The sequence below is a fragment of the Ruegeria sp. CDSC002 genome, assembly GCF_059610905.1.
The window spans coordinates 1-17,231 of record NZ_JBXWOM010000004.1 but is presented as its reverse complement, the minus strand read 5'-3'; the positions used below and the strand labels follow the sequence as shown (position 1 = coordinate 17,231).

Sequence of the window (17,231 nt, the reverse complement as noted above, 5' to 3'; positions counted from 1 at the left end):
AGTCTTAGATCTTCAGACCACCTTCACGCGCAGCGTCGGCGACAGCCTTCACTTTGCCGTGGAACAGGAAGCCGCCACGATCGAAATAGGCCTCTTCGACGCCCGCCTTTTTGGCACGCTCGGCGATGGCCGCGCCCACTTTGGTGGCCGCTTCGACGTTGTTCTTGCCAACAACACCCAGATCTTTTTCCAGGGTTGAGGCCGAGGCCAGGGTCACGCCACGTACGTCGTCGATCAACTGAACAGAGATGTTCTTGTTCGAACGGTGCACGGACAAACGCGGACGACCCGCGTTGACCTTGCGAAGTTTGTTCCGAACGCGCAGGCGGCGCTTCAGAAACAGGGTTCTTTTGCTGTTTGCCATTGTTTGCGTCCTTACTTCTTCTTGCCTTCTTTGCGGAAGATGAACTCGCCCTTATAGCGGATGCCTTTGCCCTTATAGGGCTCGGGACGGCGCCATTCACGGATTTTCGCCGCGACTTCGCCCACCTGCTGCTGGTCGTTACCTTCCACAATGATCACGGTCTGCTTCGGCGCGGTGATGGTGACACCTTCCGGAGCGACGAAATCAACGTCATGGCTGTAGCCCAGGTTCAGCTTCAGGGTGTTGCCCTGCATCTGAGCCCGGTAACCAACACCCTGGATCTCCAGCTCTTTCTTGAAGCCTTCGGTCACACCGGTCACCAGGTTTGCGACCATTGTGCGGCTCATGCCCCACTGCTGGCGCGCGCGCTTGGACATACCGCGGGGGTTGATCTGAACCACGTTATCTTCGACCGACAGCGTAACGTCGTCAGTCGCAGTGAAGCTGCGGGCGCCTTTCGGGCCTTTGACTTCGATGGTCTGGCCGGAAACCGAGGCAGTTACGCCGCTGGGCAATTCGACCGGACGTTTACCAATACGAGACATTGACAGACCTCCTTAGAAGACGGTGCAGAGCACTTCGCCACCAACATTGTTGGAGCGTGCGTTCTGGTCCGACATCACACCTTTCGGAGTGCTGACAATCGACACACCCAGACCCTGACGGACCTGCGGGATGTCATTGACGCCCATGTATACGCGACGACCGGGCTTAGAGACCCGCTTCAGTTCGCGAATGACAGGGGTGCCTTCGTAGTATTTCAGGCTGATTTCGATGGCCGGATGACCGTTTTCACCGGTCGTCGCTTCGTAGCCACGGATGTAACCTTCGTCCGCCAGCACGTCCAGAACCCAACCACGCAGCTTGGAAGCCGGGGTGGAAACGGTGGACTTGCCACGCATTTGCGCGTTGCGGATACGGGTGAGCATATCGCCGATAGGATCGTTCATATCATTCTCTCCCTTACCAGCTCGATTTCACCATGCCGGGGATCTGACCAGCAGAACCCAGCTCGCGCAGCGCGATACGGCTGACCTTCAGCTTACGGTAGTAAGCGTGGGGACGACCGGTCAGCTGACAGCGGTTGTGCAGACGAGTAGCCGAGCTGTTGCGCGGCAGTTTCGCCAGTTTCAGACGCGCTTTGAAACGCTCTTCCATCGGCTTGCTCTCGTCATTCGCGATTTCTTTAAGCTCGGCACGCTTTGCGGCATATTTGGCCACCAGGCGTTCGCGCTTCTTCTCGCGTTCGATCATTGCTTTTTTAGCCATGTCTCAATCCTCCCGGCGCTTACGCGTTGAACGGCATGTTGAAAGCTTTCAACAGTGCCTTTGCTTCAGCGTCGGTTTTCGCTGTGGTGGCAATTACGATGTCCATGCCCCAGACTTCGTCAACTTTGTCGAAGTCGATTTCCGGGAACACGATGTGCTCTTTCATGCCCATGGCAAAATTGCCCTGACCATCGAAAGACGGCTTCACGCCGCGGAAGTCACGAATACGTGGCATCGCGATGGTGATCAGGCGATCCAGGAATTCGTACATCCGGTCACCGCGCAGGGTCACTTTCGCACCCAACGGCATGTCCTCACGGACGCGGAAGCCAGCGATCGACTTCTTCGCCTTGGTCGAAACAGCCTGTTGACCAGCAATCGCAGTCAGATCCTCGACAGCAGCTTTCGCTTTCTTCGAGTCTTTGACCGCTTCGGCACCACAACCGATGTTCAGAACGATTTTGTCCAGCTTGGGCAGCTGCATGTCGTTCTTGTAGCCGAACTCTTCTTTCAGAGCGGCACGGATGGTTTCAGCGTACTGAGCTTTCAGACGCGGGGTGTAGGTTGCGTTATCAAGCATCGATCACGTCCCCCGTGGTCTTGGCGAAGCGCACTTTCTTGTCACCTTCCATGCGGAAGCCAACGCGAGTTGCTTTGCCGTTCTTGTCCAGCAGAGCCAAGTTCGACAACTCGATCGGGTTTGCCTGAGGCAGACGACCACCCTGAGAGTTTTGTGTCTGGCGAGTGGCGCGGATGGCGATGTTGATACCGTCAACAACAGCTTTTCCGGCAGATGGGTTAACCGAGGTGATAGTTCCCTCTTTGCCCTTGTCCTTGCCGGCCAGCACGACGACCTTGTCGCCTTTGCGGAGTTTAGCAGCCATGATTACAGCACCTCCGGAGCGAGCGAGATGATTTTCATGAAGTTCTTGCCACGCAGTTCACGAACAACCGGGCCAAAGATACGTGTACCTACGGGCTCGTTGTTGTTGTTCAGGATGACGGCGGCGTTGCGATCAAAACGGATCGCGGTGCCGTCTTCGCGACGGACTTCTTTGGCGGTGCGTACGACGACGGCCTTACGGACGTCACCTTTCTTTACGCGGCCGCGCGGGATGGCTTCCTTCACCGAGACGACAATGATGTCGCCGACGGAGGCGTATTTACGCTTGGAACCACCCAGGACCTTGATGCACTGAACTCGGCGTGCGCCGGAGTTGTCAGCGACATCCAGATTGGTCTGCATCTGGATCATGTGGTTTCTCCCGACCTGTGGGGGCTGGTCTGGTTAGATCCCCCAGGGTTTCGACAAATGGAAAAATCCTGAAAGCTTACGCTTCCAGAACTTCCCAACGTTTCGTCTTCGATTTCGGCGCGCATTCGATGATGCGAACAGAGTCACCGACCTTGAAGGCGTTCTTTTCATCGTGAGCCCGGTATTTCTTGGACTTACGGATGGTTTTCTTCAGAACCGGATGCGTAAAGCGGCGCTCGACGGACACGGTTACGGTTTGTGCGTTGGCATCGCTGGTTACGGTGCCGGACAGGATACGCTTGGGCATAGGATTACTCCTCCGATGCCGCAGCAGCGGCCTTTTCGTTCAGAATGGTTTTGACGCGGGCAGCGTTGCGGCGGGCCGCTTTGATGCCGGCGGTGCTTTCCAGCTGACCGGTTGCCTGTTGAAAGCGCAGGTTAAAGCTTTCTTTCTTCAGGTTGGCCAGTTCCTCGCGGAGCTGGTCCGGGGTCTTGTCACGCAGTTCTTGGGCGTTCATCGCCTTTTTCCTTTGCTCAAAACACCAGAAGGCCCCTTACAGGGTCACCTTTGACCTGGTGGATGAATGATAGACATACGAATCCCCCGACTCGGCCAGGGGAACGCAAGATGCCGCTCTATAGGGGGTTCAGCAGTGGGTGGCAAGGGAAAGTTTGGCGCATGAGAATGTAAGCAAACTAGCCAAGTAAAAACTATATTTGTTTGCAGGCTTCCAAAGCTTGAAGCAGGACATAAAACGTTGCGCTGATCGTCACCGCCGAAACAACCAATTCAACCGGGGTGATGTTTCGCATTCCGCGCAAACCTATGATCGCCAGAATGCTCTCTCTCACGTTCCAACCCGTTCGATAAAGTATCAGCAGAAACAGCACCAACACGCCCCCCCAAAATACTGGAGTAGCAGTTTCCATGGCCTGCCTGAGACACGGGTTTATACCACTTGTTGTCAAAGCTAACACCGATCACTTCCTTCGCGGCGATCTTCATCAGTGCGTCGCAGTGCAGTCAATCGCAATTTTGGCACTACCTTCCACAAACGAAAAACGCGGCCTCGTTAGCACGAGACCGCGTCTTCAACTGTCTAAGTCTAAGTGACTTACGCCAGAGCGATGTTCACAGCCGACTCGCGACCGTCACGGCCGGGCTCGATGTCGAATGTTACTTTCTGGTCGTCGGCCAGGCCGGTCAGACCCGAGCGCTCAACAGCAGAGATGTGTACAAACACGTCTTTGCCACCGGTCTCCGGTGCGATGAAGCCAAAACCTTTAGTTGTGTTGAACCATTTTACGGTGCCATTGGCCATATCCGTAGTCTCCTATTAAATTGCTGTCCGCGGAATTGCGACAGCGCGGCGTTGTAGGTCTGGATCGAGAGACTGAACGCCGAAGATTCGGGAGACAGTGGTCGAAAAAGAAAAACGTAAGCGTGCCTCACATGGTTCATGACGACACATATTGCAAGGTTTTTCGACAACTCGAAGTGAAAAGTGATTGGCGGGGGCGCCGCCCATTCGTCCCGCAATCGCTACATTAGTACAATTGCTGTGTCGTGACCCGCGGCTCACTCCCACTTGTAGTTAAAGCTGACACTGATGCGCTCATCCTCAGCCATATTCATTGGCACCTCATGTCGCAGCCAGCTTTCCCACAGCAAGACATCTCCCACCTGCGGCTTCATATAGATGAACGGCTGCAAATCCCGCCGCCCGCCCTTTAGCCGCGTCGGTGCCGCCATCATACGGGCCGAGCGGGGGTCTTCCAGTTTCAGCGCGCTTGCCCCTTCGGGCATCGCCACATAGGTCGTGCCGGAAATCACGCTGTGCGGGTGCAGGTGGCTGGAGTGCATTCCGCCTTCGGGGAGAATGTTGATCCACAGGTCTTCGAGCTTCAATTCACCCTCGCCCAGATCGAACTCCAGATCCTTGGCAAAGGCTGCCACATGCTGATCCAACGCTTTGACCAGATCGGCAAAGATCGGGAACCGCCAGGGCAGATCGGTCAGCGAGGCATAGCTGGTGTAGCCGGGATAGCCGTTTTCTTCGCACCATTCCTGCCCGGCCTCATCATCCTCGGCGATGACAAGACAGGAATTTTCCATTTCCGCGGGATCGATCTTGGGAGCGAATTCGGAAAGGGCTGCGCGATAAAGACGGGTAACGAAGAGTGATTCAATCTGTGCCATGGGCCGGGCATAGCCCAAGCCCTGACCCAAGACCAGCCCCAGCCAGCCTTCAGTTTTTGACCGGTCCCGAACCGCAGCGCGGGATCGGGCGTCCGCCATCTGCGTAGGCCAGACACATGACGATCTCATCCGGTTTCGGCGCATCCGGAATATTCAAAGTCATGGTATCGAAATGGTCAAAGGACCACGGGTTGTCCTTGTGCCCAAGCGGCAGATCGATTGAACATCCCGGTGCCCCGAGCTTGGCATTGGACGGAATGACAGCTTCGCCCCCACCCGCTGTAGCACGCATAGGAGCGCCAAGTTTCGGGTGGATCAGTGCGCCGCCTTGTTCGAGATCGCCATTCGCGCCAACAATCGCTGCTTTACCATACGAAATCGGAGAACCGTCGAGTTGAGAAACAGCCTCGGCCGCGAGGTCTGCGCCGAGCGCACCACCTATTTCAAACAGCTCGGACAAGTCTTCCGAAAATTTACCGGCGAGTGGGTTCTGTATGACTGCCAAAGCTGCAACCCGGCAGACCGGAGCACATAGTTGCCCCAATTGATCGGTGGTTATGACCTCTTTGATGAATACCTTCTTGCGCAGTTGAAACATATGACCCTCCCATTCACAATTGTCAGCCTATGGGGGCCATGGACAATCGTCGACTTCTTTCACGATACGATGGGATGGATCACAATAGGCTGACGAAAAAGAAAACCCCCGCCGGTGTCCCGACGGGGGTTAATCTTGTTACGAAGGGCTTTCGCCCAATCGCTTACCAGTCTTCGCGGATCACTACGCGGGTCTTGATCGGCAGCTTCATCGCGGCCAGACGCAGGGCCTCACGTGCGATGTCGTCATTGACGCCGTCGATCTCGAACATCACGCGGCCAGGCTTGACTTTGCATGCCCAGCGGTCGACCGAACCTTTACCTTTACCCATACGAACTTCGATCGGCTTTGCAGTGACCGGGGTGTCGGGGAAGATGCGGATCCAGACACGGCCCTGACGCTTCATGTGACGCGTCATGGCACGACGTGCAGCTTCGATCTGGCGTGCAGTTACACGCTCAGGCTCAAGAGCTTTCAGACCATAGGTGCCAAAGTTCAGATCAGAGCCGCCTTTGGCTTCACCCTTGATCCGGCCTTTGTGCATCTTGCGGAATTTAGTACGCTTTGGTTGAAGCATATCTTTCCCTCCTTAGCGACGACCGCCACCAGCACCACGAGGTGCAGGGCCGTCCTGGAGTTCCTGTGCTTTACGGTCACGTGCCTGCGGATCGTGCTCCATGATCTCACCTTTGAAGATCCAGACCTTGATCCCGATGATCCCGTAGGGGGTCATCGCTTCGGCTTGTGCGTAATCGATGTCGGCGCGCAGCGTGTGCAGAGGCACACGGCCTTCGCGGTACCACTCGGTCCGTGCGATTTCGGCGCCGCCCAGACGGCCAGCGACGTTCACCCGGATACCCAGAGAGCCCATGCGCATGGCGTTCTGAACCGAGCGCTTCATTGCGCGACGGAACGAAACACGACGTTCCAGCTGCTGAGCGATGGACTCGGCAACAAGCTGCGCGTCAAGCTCGGGCTTGCGCACTTCGACGATGTTCAGGTGCAGTTCGCTGTCAGTCATGTGAGCAAGCTTTTTGCGCAGCACTTCAATGTCTGCACCTTTCTTGCCGATGATGACACCGGGACGTGCGGTGTGGATCGTAACGCGGCACTTCTTGTGCGGACGTTCGATGATCACACGTGCAATTCCGGCCTGCTTGCACTCTTTGTTGATGAACTCACGGATCTTGAGGTCTTCCAGCAGAAGATCACCGTAGTCCTTGGTGTCGGCGTACCAGCGGCTGTCCCAGGTGCGGTTCACCTGCAGGCGCATGCCGATCGGATTTACTTTATGACCCATTAGGCTTGCTCCTCAACTTGACGCACCTTGATGGTGATCTCCGAGAACGGCTTCATAATCTTGCCGAACCGACCACGGGCACGCGGGCGACCGCGCTTCATGACCAGGTTCTTGCCAACCCATGCTTCGGCGACGATCAGCTCGTCAACGTCCAGGTTGTGGTTGTTCTCGGCGTTGGCGATTGCGGACTGCAGGCACTTCTTGACGTCCTGCGCGACACGCTTGTTCGAGAAAGTCAGATCGGTCAGAGCCTTCTCAACTTTCTTGCCGCGGATCATTTGCGCAACCAGGTTCAGTTTCTGCGGGCTAGTGCGAAGCATGCGTGTTTTCGCCATTGCTTCGTTTTCAGCCACGCGGCGGGGGTTCTTTTCCTTGCCCATGACTTACTTCCGCTTCGCTTTTTTGTCAGCGGCGTGACCGTAATAGGTACGAGTTGGCGAATACTCACCGAACTTCTGACCGATCATGTCTTCCGAGACGTTGACGGGGATATGCTTATGGCCGTTGTACACACCAAAGGTCAGACCCACGAACTGGGGCAGAATGGTGGAACGACGCGACCAAATCTTGATGACTTCGTTGCGGCCCGACTCGCGCGCTGCTTCGGCTTTTTTGAGCACATAAGCATCGACGAAAGGACCCTTCCAAACAGAGCGAGACATAGATTAACGTCCCTTCTTCTTGGCGTGCCGCGAGCGGATGATCAGCTTCTGGGACGCTTTGTTCTTGTTGCGGGTACGCTTACCCTTGGTGTCCTTACCCCATGGAGTAACCGGTGTACGGCCACCCGAGGTACGACCTTCACCACCACCGTGCGGGTGATCGATCGGGTTCATTGCAACACCACGAACCGACGGGCGCACGCCTTTGTGGCGCATACGACCGGCTTTACCGAGGTTTTGGTTCGAGTTGTCGGGGTTGGACACGGCACCGACGGTGGCCATGCATTCCTGACGGACCATGCGCAGCTCGCCCGAGCTCAGACGGATCTGAGCGTAGCCGCCATCGCGACCAACGAACTGAGCGTAAGTACCAGCCGCACGTGCGATCTGACCGCCTTTACCAGGCTTCATCTCGATGTTGTGGACGATGGTACCGATGGGCATGCCCGAGAACGGCATTGCGTTGCCCGGCTTGATGTCAGCCTTGGCGGATGCCACGACTTTGTCACCAACAGCCAGACGCTGCGGAGCCAGGATATATGCCTGCTCGCCGTCTTCGTATTTTACCAGTGCGATGAATGCGGTCCGGTTCGGGTCATATTCGATCCGTTCGACGGTTGCCGCGACATCAAATTTATTCCGTTTGAAGTCAACGATCCGGTAGAGACGCTTTGCGCCACCGCCGCGGCGGCGTGAAGTGATCCGTCCGGTGTTGTTCCGGCCGCCCGATTTGGTCAAACCCTCAGTGAGAGACTTGACCGGACGTCCTTTCCAAAGCTCCGAACGGTCGATCAGCACCAGCCCGCGCTGGCCCGGCGTCGTCGGCTTGTACGACTTGAGTGCCATGCTTTCTGTCTTCCGTTTAGCAAGTGCGGGGATTTCCCCGCTATGTGATAGGCCCCCGTAGGTGCCAAAGGTATAGGGCCCCGAAGGTCCCGGGTTTCAAATATCATAGGCCCCGGAACGAATCCGAGGCCGTAAGATTGGGTGCGTTTAGCAGTGTTGGGGGTGGGTGTCTATAGAAATCAAAAACATTATGTATGTGTCTCACTCCCCCTTTATTCCCTGGTCGAAGGAGTGCCTTTAGAACCTCTTGTTGGTTCGTATACCAATTAGCGTTTTTTAGTGAGAAATTCATGCCTCAGGAGCGTTTCGCTTGCTGAATCGTACGCGCTTTGTGGCGTGTACACAGACCGGCGCGCGCTGACAAATACAAGAAACAGCCGGACCCGCATTTCCAGTTCGGCCCCCTCAAATCCAATAGCCTCAAAAACCCCCTTCACAAACTCATATCGCCTGCGATCGACTTCTTTCAGGGCTTCGGCCACGACGGGGTCCTGAGCCGCCCAAGATCGGAAAGCAATATCAAATTGATCAAGTCCTTCAGACTCGACATATTGCGTTAACGACAACAGACGCTCTGACGGTGAAGCCTCGGACGTATTGACATCGTTGATGACCGACTCCGTAAACTCCTTGGACCAGTAGTCGATCAGCGCCCGAACAAACTCATCACGGTTTTTGAAGTGGTGGTAAAAACTGCCCTTCGTGACTCCCAGGTTTTTGACGAGAGAGTCGATTCGCAGCCGGGCACCCCCCTCTGTCGCAAGGACATTAAGGGCTGTTTCTAACCATCTTTCACGGTCATATCGAGGAAGAGGCGGGGATTTTTCAGCGTCGCGCATGCCCTTTTTTTAAGCCAAAATTGCGTTCCGTCAAGGCGTACATACCAAAAAGTACTTTACAGACCATTAAGTATGTAACATACCAAAAGGTACCCAATATACATATTCGAATGGTTGAGGTTTTCAGACCTAAAGGGGGATGTACGATGCCTAAGAAACTTTTATCAGCAACGCTCGCGACAGCTTGCGTCATTGCCGCAACTGCAACTGCGCAAACCTGGGAAGAAAATCTTGCGGCCGGTGCTGCAACAACAGAGCAGAACCATCTCAACGTGCCGTTCACGCAAATGAAGAATATGAAGACGGCCTTCAGTTCGCCCGGAAACTGGCCAATATTTGAGAACCGAGGGCCACTAGATCGCTCGCCTACCGACAAGCCGTCCAAAGTTCTGGTCATGGGAAGCGGCGACCCGAATCCCAACCCCTATCGTTATGGCCCGGCTCTGGCGGTAATAGTAAACGACTATCCCTATTTCATTGACGCTGGAGAAGGCTGGTGGCGCGCGCTGGGTAAATCGGTTCAGTCTCAGGGCGCAATGGATCTGGCAACGATCATGAACGTCCCGAACATCAAATACATGTTCCTGACCCACCTGCACGAAGATCATACCGTTGGATTGCCGTCTTTCATTTTGAATCCGTTCAAATTCGGGTCGAACCTGGCCGTCGTCGACAAGAAAGTTTACGGCCCCGCCGGTGTCGACGAGATGATGGCCAGCATCAACGACGCATGGCGCATTGACCGCAACGAAATGGCACAAGGATCGACAGTGCAGAAATTTGACGGCGCAACCGCAGTTGGGGTGCCGGTCTGGCCACATGTTGACGTCAACGGACGTAAGATTTTCGAAGATGACAATGTTCTGGTCGAAGCCTTCCCGACAGCGCACGGGTTTTTAGAGAATACCCACGCCTACAGGTTTACGACGAAACCCGACGGCCGTGTTCTCGTTTTTGGCGGCGACGGGCACTACTCGGAAGGCCTGGTGAATGCAGCCAAAGATGCTGACTTACTATTTATCGAGGGCATTACCCGCAAGAATATCAAGTACGCACCTTGGGGCGGTGACTCCGAGGAAGAAAAAGTGAAGGTCATCGGCGCCTACCACATGTTCCCCAGCGACATGAAGAAGTTACAAGATGATAGCGGCGTCAAAGGAATCGTCATGGTTCATGTTCAGAACTACAACAGCCCTGAAGACTTTGACCGGCTCAGCGTTCTGCAAGAGATGATCGACGAAGGCGTGGTCAACATCCTGCAGGCTTCGGACGGCGATCTCTACTAAACACGATCAGCGTGCCAAAACAGCTTGGTACCAATCCTCACAAAGTAAGGCCCCTGCTAGCGCTGGGGCCTTTGTCGCTCCCAAAACGAATTCGACCTGAGACCGCTGGACACGTCGATGTGTGCTCCCCTCTTCCAGGGGCACATATCTATTTGAAGTCTTTCTGCTTGCCCAACCGGCCTCGCACAATCACTTCTTGTCGCGCGCGGCCTTCTCTTCTTTGGTCAGTTTGGCGTTCCAGACATTCTTGCTCAAACCCAGCTCTGCAGGCGCGGGTTTGGTCTTGCCGACGCTGACTTTGCCTCCTTTATCCAGGAACTCCTGAATAAGGGCCTCATCTGTTGTTTCTTTGGGGACATGTTTCATACGTGTATGCCTATCTGCTCTGCGCAGTCGAAGCAACGGCAGCTTCTCAGGGCCAATCTGACAGAGCAGGTTCAGAACAGAGATTCAAATAATAAAAACTCCCGATTGCGTGGGGGGCTTTCGTCATTTCCCAAGGGCAGCTCCGATCAGAGGCCGGTGGGCACGTCGAAGGTGTTACCCTCTTCCAGGGACACATGCTATTTCTTGACGTCTTTCCCGTTGTGCTCCACCCAGCGGAACACCCCTCACCCATACAGCGCGCGCGCCTCGGCGAAGGACAACAAACGGCGATTATTTTCGTCCCACAGATGCAACCGCGCGTTGGCGAGGCTCTCACGGATGGTCATCTTGTTGCTGTTGGCCAGCTCATCATGGTCGCGCAGCACTTCGGTCAGGCGATAGAACGGGATGCGGCTGTACAGGTGGTGCACGTGGTGAATGCCGATATTGGCGCTGAACCACTGCAGCACGGATGGCAGGATGTAATGCGAGCTGCCGTGCAAGGCAGCCTCATGCAGTTGCCAGTCCTTATCAGCGTCCCAATGCGTATCCTCGAACTGGTGTTGTACGTAAAACAGCCACACGCCCGCGGTCGCGGCAATCAGGGTTGAGGGCAGAAAGATCAGCAGCACCGGCATCAGGCCGCCAAAATAGTATACGGCCACGAGCGCAGCCAGAATGGCAAGGTTGGTGCTCATCGCGCTGACCCAAAACCTGACGCTGCCCGTCAAACCCAGCGGGAGGCGGTTCTGGAACAGAAACAGGTAGCCGGGGCCAAGGACAAACAGTGTAATGGGGTTGCGATAAACCCGATACCAGAACCGGTTCATGGGCGTCTTTGACCGGTACTCGGTGACTGTCAAAGTGTGGATATCGCCCATTCCCCGTTTGTCCAAATTCCCCGAGCTGTTGTGATGGTTGGAATGCGTGCGACGCCAGACGTCATAAGGCGTCAGGGTCAATACACCAATGACCCGCCCAACCCAGTCGCTGACCGACCGGTTCTTGAAGAACGCTCCGTGCCCACAATCATGCTGGATCGCAAACAAGCGCAGCAGGAAGGCCGCGTTGAGAACGGCAATCGCAAAAGCCAACCAATAGCTGACCGAAAGCGACATCCAGGACAGCGCCCATAGCAAGAAGAAAGGGATAATACTGACACCCAGCTCAAAGGAGCTGCGCCACTGGTTCGGCTCGCGGTATTTGGCAAGTGTCGTAACCCAATCCCGCGCGGCGGTCACATCCGGTTTGTCCGGGGTCGAGAGATAGGGTTTTGTCATGCGTCTGCCATGTCACTTATGTTTGTAGAAACCGCATAGACTACCGATCCGGCATAGCAAGCGAATTCTGGTTGAGGCGAATGTGTCGCGCTCATTTTCTCTGGTGTTGTTGCACAAGAAAACCTCCGCTTTCGCGGCGACCCTCACGCTTATCCGTAGGCGGATCCGATCAGAGATAGGTGCTCACATCGATAGTGTAACCCTCTGCCTAGATCAAAAAGTGCTTTTTTTCCCTTTTCCGGCGACCCAACTGGCCATGGAACCGCCTGACCTTAATCCTCGCCCTGAAACACGTATCGCGAAACATGGCGATAGGTTTGACCCTTGCGCAATACCGCACTTGGAAACCCTTGCTGGTTGATTGAATCGGGCCAGACCTGTGGTTCCAAAGCGACGCCCGAATAAGGGCCGTAGGGTTGGCCACCCAAGCCAATGCGTGGACCTTCATCAAAAGACGCACCAGAATAGACCTGCAAACCCGGCTCGGTCGTCTCTAGATGCATCGAAAGACCTGAGGACGATCCGGTCAGCGTCGCCACAGGACGACAAGCCAGACGCTGATCGGACAGGCAGAAATTGTGATCATATGCCCAGCCCCCCAAAGGTCGCGGTGACCGCAGATCAAAGGGCGTGCCCTCAACGCTAAGCGCTTCGCCTGTGGGAATGAGGTCCCCGTCAACAGGGGTGTAGTGTTCTGCGCGCACCATTAGTTCGTGCTGGCGGATGTCTGCGCCGCCGTCGAGGTTGAAGTAGATATGCGGGGTCAGATTGCAGAGGCTTGCCGACGTTGTCCGCGCTTCCATTTCGATACTCAATGTAGCCTCCGCCTCGACTCGGAAGGTCACCGTCACTTCCAAGTCGCCGCCAAAGCCCATATGGCCATCAGGCAGGGTCAGCTGCAAAGTGACCGCGCCCGGTGTAACGCTGGAAATTTCCCAGACCAAACAATCCATACCTTGCGTTCCGCCGTGCAACGTATGAGTGCCCAAATAATTGCGATCCAGCTGGTAGTTTGCACCATCCAAACTGTATGACGCGCGCGCGATCCGATTGGCACAACGGCCCACCATGGCTCCTAGGTAAGCAGTGCTGTCTTCATAGCCTGCAATCTCTGGCCACCCCAATATCAGAGGATGCTCAAAACCCTGCAAACGCAGATCCTGCAGCGTTGCGCCATAGGTCAGGATACGCGCAGAAAGCGTCCCCTGCCCGATATCGATGCTTTTGACGATCTGACCATCCCGGGTTTTCCCGAAATCGCGAACCTGCTGTTCAGCCTGCATATCACCCGTCTCACTGCCTAGAGGTCACTGTGCATAGGTCCGGGCCAAGTTCAACGCGACCAAACGAGCTGCGCCAACAAAAAAGGCCCCTGCTTCAGCAGGGGCCCTTTATTTTTTTCCAAAGACGAGTCCGATCAGAGACCGGTGCTTACGTCGATGGTGTTACCCTCTTCCAGGGTCACATATGCTTTTTTGACGTCTTTCCGCTTGCCTAATTGGCCGCGGAACCGCTTGACTTTGCCTTTGGTGATGGTGGTGTTGACCGCCTTCACCTTGACACCAAACAGCGATTCAACCGCTTCTTTGATCTGCGGTTTGTTGCTGTCGATCGCCACTTCAAAGACAATCGCGCCGTTCTCAGACGCCATGGTCGACTTTTCAGTGATGATCGGCTTGCGGATCACGTCGTAGTGTTCTGCCTTCGCGCTCATTTCAGACGAGCCTCCAGTGCTTCGACAGCCGCTTTGGTGAGCACCAGAGTGTCACGCTTGAGGATGTCATAAACGTTTGCACCCATCGACGGCAGGATGTCCAGACCTTCGATGTTGCGCGACGCCTTCAGGAAACCTTCGTTCACGGTCGCCCCGTCGATGACAAGAGCGCGTTTCCAGCCCAGGTTTGCAACCTGTTTGGCCAGTGCAGCGGTCTTGCCTTCGGCTTCGGCGTTTTCGATCACAACCAGTTCACCAGCTGCCATTTTGGCAGACAGCGCGTGGCGCAGACCGAGTTTACGGAACTTCTTCGGCAGGTCATGACCATGCGAACGCACGACCGGGCCTTTGTAAACGCCACCACCCCGGAAGATCGGTGCCGAGCGAGCGCCGTGGCGTGCGCCACCGGTGCCTTTTTGGCGATAGATCTTCTTGGTCGAGTAGGACACTTCCGAGCGGGTCTTGACCTTGTGGGTGCCAGCCTGCGCGTTGTTGCGCTGCCAACGGACCACACGGTGCAGGATGTCCGCGCGCGGCTCGAGGCCGAACAGATCGGCATCCAGCTCGATGTTGCCGGCTTTACCGCCGTCCAGTTTGATTACATCAAGTTTCATGCTTCACCACCTTCCGCGGGAGCTTCTTCCGCAGGTGCTTCAGTTGCAGCACCTTTTACGGCTGCCGGGAAAGGCAGGCCTTCCGGTGCTTTCTTCTTGACGGCGTCCTTGACGGTAACCCAGCCCGATTTCGGTCCGGGAACGGCGCCTTTGATGAAGACCAGACCACGGTCGGCGTCGGTTTTGACGACTTCCAGGTTCTGGGTGGTTACACGGGCAGCACCCATGTGACCGGCCATCTTCTTGCCTTTGAAAACCTTGCCCGGATCCTGACACTGGCCAGTCGAACCGTGCGAACGGTGGCTGATCGAAACACCGTGCGAGGCGCGAAGACCACCGAAGTTGTGGCGCTTCATTGCACCGGCAAAGCCTTTACCGATCGAGGTACCCGAAACGTCAACCTTCTGACCTTCCAGGAAGTGTTCTGCCGAAATCTCGGCGCCCACTTCGATCAGGCCATCTTCGGAGACGCGGAACTCGGCCAGCTTACGCTTGGGCTCGACCTTTGCAGCGGCATAGTGACCGCGCATGGCCTTCGAGGTGCGTTTTGCCTTGGCAGCACCAGCGCCCAGCTGAACGGCGGTGTAGCCGTCTTTGTCAGCGGTACGCTGTGCAACGACCTGCAGGCCGTCCAGGTGAAGAACGGTCACAGGGATCTGCTTGCCGTCTTCCATGAACAGGCGGGTCATGCCTACTTTTTTTGCGATAATACCAGAGCGCATAATCTATACCCTCCGATCTTACGACTGCAGCTTGATCTCGACGTCCACACCAGCGGCGAGGTCGAGCTTCATCAGCGCGTCAACGGTCTGGGGGGTCGGATCAACGATGTCGAGCAGACGCTTGTGCGTGCGGATCTCGAACTGGTCGCGGGATTTCTTGTCAACGTGAGGGCCACGGAGAACCGTGAACTTCTCGATCTTGTTCGGCAGCGGGATCGGGCCGCGCACGTTCGCGCCGGTCCGCTTGGCAGTGTTGACGATCTCTTGCGTGCTGGCATCCAGAACGCGATAGTCAAATGCCTTCAGCCGAATACGGATGTTTTGGCTTTGCATAATAACAGCCTTTTATCAGGCGTTGAGGTTGAGAGGAGGACAAGCGCGCATCGCCAACCCTCTTCGAACCCAAAAGGCGGGAATCACCCCGCCTCGATGTTCTTGTAGAGAACTCGCGCGATCTACAGGGGTGTGGGGGGTTTGGCAAGGGGTTTTTCAGGCTTACTAATTCTGGATTTGACTGCCGCCAAACATCTCGAACCCGCCACGCCGCATCAACCAAGTATTATCGCGGCAAAACCGGAATTACCCGTGCCCATGGGCGCACGTATCTAGAAGGAAAGAACGACTTCCTCCTACGGCTTTACGCCCTTCGCTGCAATGCGCGATAGCTTCAAATCCCGAAAGTCAAACAAAGGGCTGTTAAAAGGTGCAAAAATCGCGTCGCAATCGGTTGCCTGCGGCGACGGCGGTCTGATGAAATCGTGCAGTTCAAACCCCTGACCTGCCATAACCGAAACAAAATCGCTAAACTTGTAGCCGCCTTGATAACGACGGCGTGTTGAAACCTCGGCCAAGACAAATGCGCAGTTTTTCAGCATTTCCGACGCGCCCCGAATTACTTCGATTTCGAAACCTTCGGTATCAATCTTAAGGCCGAAAGGTCCTTTGTAGGTCGAAGCGATCTCGTCAAGTGTTTTCACGGGCACCTGTCTTTCTTCGATTTTCGATATGTGCGCCGTAGCAGAATCATCGAACTCAAGCATAGTCGCGCGCGTTCCAAATGATCGGGCACCGACCGTTGGGATACGCAGCGTTGTCTGCCCGTTTTCCGCCCCAACACCGCAGGCGTGAAAATCAAAATTGATTTTGTCCGCCCATTTTCTTCGTAGCTTTGTTTCATAGTCTGCAATCGGCTCGATCAAAACAAATTTTGAATCCGGAAACGCCGCATACAAATGCGCTGTGCCGCCGGCAACACCAACATCAAATACTGTCTGAACCTGGAAACCGAGACTGTTAATATATTCGCCCGTTTCCTTGTTTGGCAAAACCTGGTATCCGCGTCGTTTCAAACGTCTGGACAGCCTTTGTACGGTTTCGTCCATTTCAAAGTACTCCTTGTGGGCTAACGCCTGTTTTTTGGCGGCGGTTTTCAAAAAAGCACTTCTTCGGAAATACTACAACTCGGAATGAACGGCTGGTTCTGGGTCGGTGTCTGAGCCGCAGGGTAATTCATCAAACCGTCTTATCGGAGGGGTGTTTCAAACTCTGAGCAGTTCAGCAACAGAAGGGCAAATTCGGACAGTTTGCTTTGCGGACAAACGTGGTTCAGAAACCGCAAAATGAAAAAAAGGCCGCCCCGGACGGAGCGGCCTTCTTTGGTTTCTCACCGTGTTGCTCTCGGCAGATTTCCCTGAGGAAAATAGCCTGCCGCAACCAGGCGCGACAAGCGCGCCTTACTCGACGATTTTCGACACGACGCCGGCGCCGACGGTGCGGCCGCCTTCACGGATGGCGAAACGCAGGCCGTTTTCCATCGCGATCGGTGCGATCAGTTCAACCTCGAACGACACGTTGTCGCCGGGCATAACCATCTCGGTGCCAGCTGCCAGAGTCACGGTGCCGGTCACGTCAGTCGT

The 17,231-nt window shown here is 55.5% G+C and carries 29 protein-coding genes; 1 reads left to right on the top strand and 28 read right to left on the bottom strand.

The features are described 5' to 3' along the window. Positions 1-4 precede the first annotated feature (4 nt). From rplR to AC2FJE_RS08390, 19 genes are all read right to left on the bottom strand, one after another. Complete coding sequence (gene rplR / locus AC2FJE_RS08480; RefSeq protein ID WP_010437103.1) at positions 5-364, bottom strand: 50S ribosomal protein L18; 360 nt, start codon at positions 362-364, stop codon at positions 5-7. A gap of 11 nt (positions 365-375) precedes the next feature. Next, positions 376-909, bottom strand: coding sequence for a 50S ribosomal protein L6 (gene rplF, locus AC2FJE_RS08475; RefSeq protein ID WP_058272374.1), 534 nt, complete (start codon positions 907-909; stop codon positions 376-378). Between the two features lie 12 nt (positions 910-921). Then, positions 922-1,314, bottom strand: a complete 393-nt coding sequence (gene rpsH / locus AC2FJE_RS08470) for a 30S ribosomal protein S8 (protein WP_008757119.1) — start codon at positions 1,312-1,314, stop codon at positions 922-924. A 13-nt stretch (positions 1,315-1,327) separates the two neighbouring features. After that, positions 1,328-1,633, bottom strand: coding sequence for a 30S ribosomal protein S14 (gene rpsN / locus AC2FJE_RS08465; RefSeq protein ID WP_010437098.1), 306 nt, complete (start codon positions 1,631-1,633; stop codon positions 1,328-1,330). A 19-nt stretch (positions 1,634-1,652) separates the two neighbouring features. Further along, on the bottom strand, positions 1,653-2,213 hold the full coding sequence (gene rplE, locus AC2FJE_RS08460) for a 50S ribosomal protein L5 (RefSeq protein WP_058272373.1): 561 nt from the start codon (positions 2,211-2,213) through the stop codon (positions 1,653-1,655). Beyond that, positions 2,206-2,517, bottom strand: a complete 312-nt coding sequence (gene rplX / locus AC2FJE_RS08455; protein WP_058272372.1) for a 50S ribosomal protein L24 — start codon at positions 2,515-2,517, stop codon at positions 2,206-2,208. The genes rplE and rplX overlap by 8 nt, the downstream gene beginning before the upstream one ends. A gap of 2 nt (positions 2,518-2,519) precedes the next feature. After that, positions 2,520-2,888, bottom strand: coding sequence for a 50S ribosomal protein L14 (rplN, locus tag AC2FJE_RS08450; protein WP_008757934.1), 369 nt, complete (start codon positions 2,886-2,888; stop codon positions 2,520-2,522). Between the two features lie 76 nt (positions 2,889-2,964). Continuing rightward, positions 2,965-3,195: a 30S ribosomal protein S17 gene (gene rpsQ, locus AC2FJE_RS08445; protein ID WP_058272371.1), complete on the bottom strand. Its 231-nt coding sequence runs from the start codon at positions 3,193-3,195 to the stop codon at positions 2,965-2,967. 4 nt (positions 3,196-3,199) lie between these two features. After that, positions 3,200-3,406 (bottom strand): 50S ribosomal protein L29, encoded by a 207-nt coding sequence (gene rpmC / locus AC2FJE_RS08440; RefSeq protein ID WP_037311745.1) that lies wholly within the window; start codon positions 3,404-3,406, stop codon positions 3,200-3,202. Between the two features lie 193 nt (positions 3,407-3,599). Further along, entirely contained in the window at positions 3,600-3,818 is a 219-nt protein-coding gene (locus AC2FJE_RS08435; protein WP_282153871.1) for a hypothetical protein, read from the bottom strand. Positions 3,819-4,003: 185 nt separating this feature from the next. After that, positions 4,004-4,210, bottom strand: coding sequence for a cold-shock protein (locus AC2FJE_RS08430; protein ID WP_010437077.1), 207 nt, complete (start codon positions 4,208-4,210; stop codon positions 4,004-4,006). Between the two features lie 257 nt (positions 4,211-4,467). Continuing rightward, complete coding sequence (locus tag AC2FJE_RS08425) at positions 4,468-5,088, bottom strand: 2OG-Fe(II) oxygenase family protein (protein WP_496760923.1); 621 nt, start codon at positions 5,086-5,088, stop codon at positions 4,468-4,470. Between the two features lie 49 nt (positions 5,089-5,137). Further along, positions 5,138-5,686, bottom strand: a complete 549-nt coding sequence (locus AC2FJE_RS08420; RefSeq protein WP_282120538.1) for an amino acid synthesis family protein — start codon at positions 5,684-5,686, stop codon at positions 5,138-5,140. Between the two features lie 163 nt (positions 5,687-5,849). Further along, a complete protein-coding gene (gene rplP / locus AC2FJE_RS08415; RefSeq protein WP_058272368.1) occupies positions 5,850-6,263 on the bottom strand; it encodes a 50S ribosomal protein L16 in 414 nt (137 codons plus the stop codon). 12 nt (positions 6,264-6,275) lie between these two features. Then, the gene (rpsC, locus tag AC2FJE_RS08410) at positions 6,276-6,986 is read right to left on the bottom strand and encodes a 30S ribosomal protein S3 (protein ID WP_058272367.1); all 711 of its coding nucleotides are present in this window, start codon (positions 6,984-6,986) and stop codon (positions 6,276-6,278) included. Next, positions 6,986-7,366, bottom strand: coding sequence for a 50S ribosomal protein L22 (gene rplV, locus AC2FJE_RS08405; RefSeq protein ID WP_039538267.1), 381 nt, complete (start codon positions 7,364-7,366; stop codon positions 6,986-6,988). The genes rpsC and rplV overlap by 1 nt, the downstream gene beginning before the upstream one ends. A gap of 3 nt (positions 7,367-7,369) precedes the next feature. Further along, complete coding sequence (gene rpsS, locus AC2FJE_RS08400; protein ID WP_010437056.1) at positions 7,370-7,648, bottom strand: 30S ribosomal protein S19; 279 nt, start codon at positions 7,646-7,648, stop codon at positions 7,370-7,372. A 3-nt stretch (positions 7,649-7,651) separates the two neighbouring features. Further along, complete coding sequence (gene rplB, locus AC2FJE_RS08395; protein WP_008757664.1) at positions 7,652-8,494, bottom strand: 50S ribosomal protein L2; 843 nt, start codon at positions 8,492-8,494, stop codon at positions 7,652-7,654. A gap of 266 nt (positions 8,495-8,760) precedes the next feature. Continuing rightward, positions 8,761-9,333 (bottom strand): TetR/AcrR family transcriptional regulator, encoded by a 573-nt coding sequence (locus tag AC2FJE_RS08390; RefSeq protein WP_496755696.1) that lies wholly within the window; start codon positions 9,331-9,333, stop codon positions 8,761-8,763. A 146-nt stretch (positions 9,334-9,479) separates the two neighbouring features. Between AC2FJE_RS08390 and AC2FJE_RS08385 the strand changes: the two genes are divergently transcribed. Next, positions 9,480-10,619: an MBL fold metallo-hydrolase gene (locus AC2FJE_RS08385; RefSeq protein ID WP_160116543.1), complete on the top strand. Its 1,140-nt coding sequence runs from the start codon at positions 9,480-9,482 to the stop codon at positions 10,617-10,619. Positions 10,620-10,808: 189 nt separating this feature from the next. On the opposite strand, the gene AC2FJE_RS08380 is transcribed toward AC2FJE_RS08385, so the two are convergent. The 9 genes from AC2FJE_RS08380 to AC2FJE_RS08340 form a co-directional block, all read right to left on the bottom strand. Beyond that, the gene (locus AC2FJE_RS08380) at positions 10,809-10,985 is read right to left on the bottom strand and encodes a hypothetical protein (protein ID WP_050605905.1); all 177 of its coding nucleotides are present in this window, start codon (positions 10,983-10,985) and stop codon (positions 10,809-10,811) included. 245 nt (positions 10,986-11,230) lie between these two features. Beyond that, the gene (locus tag AC2FJE_RS08375; protein ID WP_109312777.1) at positions 11,231-12,265 is read right to left on the bottom strand and encodes a fatty acid desaturase; all 1,035 of its coding nucleotides are present in this window, start codon (positions 12,263-12,265) and stop codon (positions 11,231-11,233) included. Between the two features lie 272 nt (positions 12,266-12,537). Further along, complete coding sequence (locus AC2FJE_RS08370) at positions 12,538-13,548, bottom strand: aldose epimerase family protein (RefSeq protein ID WP_496760854.1); 1,011 nt, start codon at positions 13,546-13,548, stop codon at positions 12,538-12,540. A 134-nt stretch (positions 13,549-13,682) separates the two neighbouring features. Continuing rightward, positions 13,683-13,979 (bottom strand): 50S ribosomal protein L23, encoded by a 297-nt coding sequence (locus AC2FJE_RS08365; RefSeq protein ID WP_058272362.1) that lies wholly within the window; start codon positions 13,977-13,979, stop codon positions 13,683-13,685. Further along, a complete protein-coding gene (gene rplD, locus AC2FJE_RS08360) occupies positions 13,976-14,593 on the bottom strand; it encodes a 50S ribosomal protein L4 (RefSeq protein WP_050605826.1) in 618 nt (205 codons plus the stop codon). Before rplD ends, AC2FJE_RS08365 begins: the two co-directional genes overlap by 4 nt. Continuing rightward, positions 14,590-15,315 carry a 50S ribosomal protein L3 gene (gene rplC, locus AC2FJE_RS08355; RefSeq protein ID WP_058272361.1) on the bottom strand — a complete coding sequence of 242 codons (726 nt, stop codon included), beginning with the start codon at positions 15,313-15,315 and terminating at the stop codon, positions 14,590-14,592. The genes rplD and rplC overlap by 4 nt, the downstream gene beginning before the upstream one ends. Positions 15,316-15,333: 18 nt before the next feature. Next, positions 15,334-15,648, bottom strand: a complete 315-nt coding sequence (gene rpsJ / locus AC2FJE_RS08350) for a 30S ribosomal protein S10 (RefSeq protein WP_008756422.1) — start codon at positions 15,646-15,648, stop codon at positions 15,334-15,336. 296 nt (positions 15,649-15,944) lie between these two features. Beyond that, positions 15,945-16,748: an FkbM family methyltransferase gene (locus tag AC2FJE_RS08345; protein ID WP_496755697.1), complete on the bottom strand. Its 804-nt coding sequence runs from the start codon at positions 16,746-16,748 to the stop codon at positions 15,945-15,947. A 300-nt stretch (positions 16,749-17,048) separates the two neighbouring features. Beyond that, the coding region (locus tag AC2FJE_RS08340; RefSeq protein ID WP_496691896.1) for an EF-Tu C-terminal domain-related protein at positions 17,049-17,231 on the bottom strand (183 nt) is incomplete at its 5' end.

Excerpts from the sequence above, each read along its gene's own strand:
- AC2FJE_RS08420 (WP_282120538.1), bottom strand. The coding sequence starts at position 5,686 with ATGTTTCAACTGCGCAAGAAGGTATTCATCAAAGAGGTCATAACCACC.
- rpsJ (WP_008756422.1), bottom strand. The coding sequence starts at position 15,648 with ATGCAAAGCCAAAACATCCGTATTCGGCTGAAGGCATTTGACTATCGC.
- rplP (WP_058272368.1), bottom strand. The coding sequence starts at position 6,263 with ATGCTTCAACCAAAGCGTACTAAATTCCGCAAGATGCACAAAGGCCGG.
- rpsN (WP_010437098.1), bottom strand. The coding sequence starts at position 1,633 with ATGGCTAAAAAAGCAATGATCGAACGCGAGAAGAAGCGCGAACGCCTG.
- rplE (WP_058272373.1), bottom strand. The coding sequence starts at position 2,213 with ATGCTTGATAACGCAACCTACACCCCGCGTCTGAAAGCTCAGTACGCT.
- rplC (WP_058272361.1), bottom strand. The coding sequence starts at position 15,315 with ATGCGCTCTGGTATTATCGCAAAAAAAGTAGGCATGACCCGCCTGTTC.
- rplB (WP_008757664.1), bottom strand. The coding sequence starts at position 8,494 with ATGGCACTCAAGTCGTACAAGCCGACGACGCCGGGCCAGCGCGGGCTG.
- rplX (WP_058272372.1), bottom strand. The coding sequence starts at position 2,517 with ATGGCTGCTAAACTCCGCAAAGGCGACAAGGTCGTCGTGCTGGCCGGC.
- AC2FJE_RS08380 (WP_050605905.1), bottom strand. The coding sequence starts at position 10,985 with ATGAAACATGTCCCCAAAGAAACAACAGATGAGGCCCTTATTCAGGAG.
- rpsS (WP_010437056.1), bottom strand. The coding sequence starts at position 7,648 with ATGTCTCGCTCTGTTTGGAAGGGTCCTTTCGTCGATGCTTATGTGCTC.
- AC2FJE_RS08425 (WP_496760923.1), bottom strand. The coding sequence starts at position 5,088 with ATGGCACAGATTGAATCACTCTTCGTTACCCGTCTTTATCGCGCAGCC.
- AC2FJE_RS08390 (WP_496755696.1), bottom strand. The coding sequence starts at position 9,333 with ATGCGCGACGCTGAAAAATCCCCGCCTCTTCCTCGATATGACCGTGAA.
- rpsQ (WP_058272371.1), bottom strand. The coding sequence starts at position 3,195 with ATGCCCAAGCGTATCCTGTCCGGCACCGTAACCAGCGATGCCAACGCA.
- AC2FJE_RS08365 (WP_058272362.1), bottom strand. The coding sequence starts at position 13,979 with ATGAGCGCGAAGGCAGAACACTACGACGTGATCCGCAAGCCGATCATC.
- AC2FJE_RS08430 (WP_010437077.1), bottom strand. The coding sequence starts at position 4,210 with ATGGCCAATGGCACCGTAAAATGGTTCAACACAACTAAAGGTTTTGGC.
- AC2FJE_RS08375 (WP_109312777.1), bottom strand. The coding sequence starts at position 12,265 with ATGACAAAACCCTATCTCTCGACCCCGGACAAACCGGATGTGACCGCC.
- AC2FJE_RS08385 (WP_160116543.1), top strand. The coding sequence starts at position 9,480 with ATGCCTAAGAAACTTTTATCAGCAACGCTCGCGACAGCTTGCGTCATT.
- rpsC (WP_058272367.1), bottom strand. The coding sequence starts at position 6,986 with ATGGGTCATAAAGTAAATCCGATCGGCATGCGCCTGCAGGTGAACCGC.
- AC2FJE_RS08370 (WP_496760854.1), bottom strand. The coding sequence starts at position 13,548 with ATGCAGGCTGAACAGCAGGTTCGCGATTTCGGGAAAACCCGGGATGGT.
- rpmC (WP_037311745.1), bottom strand. The coding sequence starts at position 3,406 with ATGAACGCCCAAGAACTGCGTGACAAGACCCCGGACCAGCTCCGCGAG.
- rplD (WP_050605826.1), bottom strand. The coding sequence starts at position 14,593 with ATGAAACTTGATGTAATCAAACTGGACGGCGGTAAAGCCGGCAACATC.
- rpsH (WP_008757119.1), bottom strand. The coding sequence starts at position 1,314 with ATGAACGATCCTATCGGCGATATGCTCACCCGTATCCGCAACGCGCAA.
- rplV (WP_039538267.1), bottom strand. The coding sequence starts at position 7,366 with ATGGGCAAGGAAAAGAACCCCCGCCGCGTGGCTGAAAACGAAGCAATG.
- rplR (WP_010437103.1), bottom strand. The coding sequence starts at position 364 with ATGGCAAACAGCAAAAGAACCCTGTTTCTGAAGCGCCGCCTGCGCGTT.
- AC2FJE_RS08435 (WP_282153871.1), bottom strand. The coding sequence starts at position 3,818 with ATGGAAACTGCTACTCCAGTATTTTGGGGGGGCGTGTTGGTGCTGTTT.
- rplF (WP_058272374.1), bottom strand. The coding sequence starts at position 909 with ATGTCTCGTATTGGTAAACGTCCGGTCGAATTGCCCAGCGGCGTAACT.
- rplN (WP_008757934.1), bottom strand. The coding sequence starts at position 2,888 with ATGATCCAGATGCAGACCAATCTGGATGTCGCTGACAACTCCGGCGCA.